The 1194-nt window shown below is 36.6% G+C and carries 1 protein-coding gene; it reads left to right on the top strand.

Translation table 11 applies throughout. The annotated features are described in order from the left end of the window. Window positions 1-1194: CocE/NonD family hydrolase (locus FHL06_RS13615; protein WP_272950476.1), on the top strand; the 1194-nt coding region annotated here is incomplete at both ends.

The raw sequence follows: 1194 nt of genomic DNA, 5'->3' as shown, positions 1-1194 counted from the left end.
AGATCAATGGTCAAACTAAAAAGGCTGAACAAGATTTTGCTAGAGAAAATTCTTATACTTTAAATGATTACTTCTTAGCACGTGGCTTTGCTGTCATTTATGTGGCTGGGATTGGGACTAAAGATTCTGACGGTTTCCGAACTACTGGTGACCCAGAAGAAACTACTTCAACTGTTTCTATTATCAAATGGCTGACTGGTGAATTGCCCGCCTTCACAAATCGAACTGACAACATTGAAATTAAAGCATGGTGGTCCAATAAAAAAATTGCAATGACAGGACGTTCTTACTTAGGTACTCTTGCTACAGCCGCCGCCACAACCGGTGTTTATGGTCTAAAGACAGTTATTAGTGAGGCTGCCATTTCAAGTTGGTACGACTACTACCGTGATGGTGGCTTAGTAATTGCCCCAGATGGCTTTCCCGGTGAAGACGCTGATGTACTAGCAGAGGAAACTTTCAGTCGTCGTTTGCAACCTGGTGATTTTCACAATATCAAGGATAAATGGAATGAACAAATTACTAAGATCCAAAAAGGGGAAGATCGAATTACAGGCGCCTATAATACTTTTTGGGATGCTAGAAACTATCACAAAAACTTTTCTAATATAACTGCTGACGTCTTTATGGTCCATGGTTTAAATGATTGGAATGTAAAGCCACGCAATGTTGAAAGATTATGGAACGGGATTAAGCATAACGGCGTTACACAAAAGATCATTCTCCATCAAGGACAACATATTTACATCAATGCCTTCAGATCAATTGACTATAACGATATTATCAATCTCTGGCTAACGCATGAATTATTAGGAATTGACAATCAAGCTAAAGAAATAATTCCTAATGTTATCATTCAGGATAATACTAAAACAGAAACTTGGAACAGTTATCAAGACTGTTCTAATGCAAAAAATGATAAGATTAACTATCACTTATCAGATGATAAATTACTCACTAAAGACGTTGCTGGGTCCATTCAATCCTTCAGTGATAAACTCGATGAAAAGACGTTTGATTATTACAGTAAGCATAACGCCATTTGGGAAAAAGATTTATTATCTACCGATAAAAAACTAATCAATAATCAACTAACTTATAAAACTGAACCTCTAAGTGAGCCTTTAATTATCGATGGAAAAGTTAAACTTCACTTAACTGTATCTTCAAGTCAAGACTTGGGGCTTTTGAGTT

This window comes from Companilactobacillus halodurans (assembly GCF_009600985.1).
Lineage (GTDB): Bacteria > Bacillota > Bacilli > Lactobacillales > Lactobacillaceae > Companilactobacillus > Companilactobacillus halodurans.
Note: the sequence above shows the minus strand (reverse complement) of the source record. Positions and strands in the feature narration are given on the sequence as shown.